The 640-nt window shown below is 77.0% G+C and carries 1 pseudogene; it reads left to right on the top strand.

The window, feature by feature from the left end:
• Nucleotides 1–640 (top strand): annotated as a pseudogene (locus IFT89_RS19915) (hypothetical protein); the annotation flags it as partial.

The following is a 640-nucleotide window of genomic DNA, read 5'->3' as shown; positions in this document are numbered from 1 at the left end:
CTCCGGTCGAGCCGCTGCCCGCTCCCGTCGAGCAGACGCCCGCTGCCGCCGAGCCGACCCCCGCCGCCCCGGCCACCGCTCCCGGTGAGTTCGCGAGCGAGGCCGAACTCCTCGCCTGGTGGCAGAGCCAGGTGCCGAACCCGGCCGACGACCCGACACCGGTCCCCGCACCGCAGACGCCGGATGCACCCAGCGCGGAGCCCGCCGCACCCACCACGCCTGCAGCCCCGGCCGACCCGATGCCCGAGGAAGCTCCCGTCCGGTCGGAGGGTCTGCGGCACCCGAACGCCCTCGAGCTCCCGGTCGTCCCGCCGACCCCTGCCCCGGCATCGCCGGTCCCGCCCGCCCGCAACGAGCTGACGGTCGACACCGACTCCGTCCTCCAGCACGCGCCCGCCGGCACCTTCCGGCCCGCGCCCACGAACCCGGTCGTCCTGCCACCAGTCGACGACGAGCCCTGGAGCCTCGGCGGTAGTGACGACAGCGACGACGACGACGCGCGCACCGCCCCGGAGGACGTCTCGACGGCCGTCCTGCCCACGGCCCGAGCACTCGCAGCCGACGACCCGGCGGCCTGGGCCGCGGTCGAAGCGGAGGAGACCGCCGCGACGACCTCCACCTCGACGCTCGCCGGCGGCAC

This window comes from Plantibacter sp. CFBP 13570, from assembly GCF_014841395.1.
Classification (GTDB): domain Bacteria; phylum Actinomycetota; class Actinomycetes; order Actinomycetales; family Microbacteriaceae; genus Plantibacter; species Plantibacter auratus.
The sequence above is the reverse complement of the archived record's forward strand: the minus strand, read 5'-3'. Positions and strand labels throughout refer to the sequence as shown.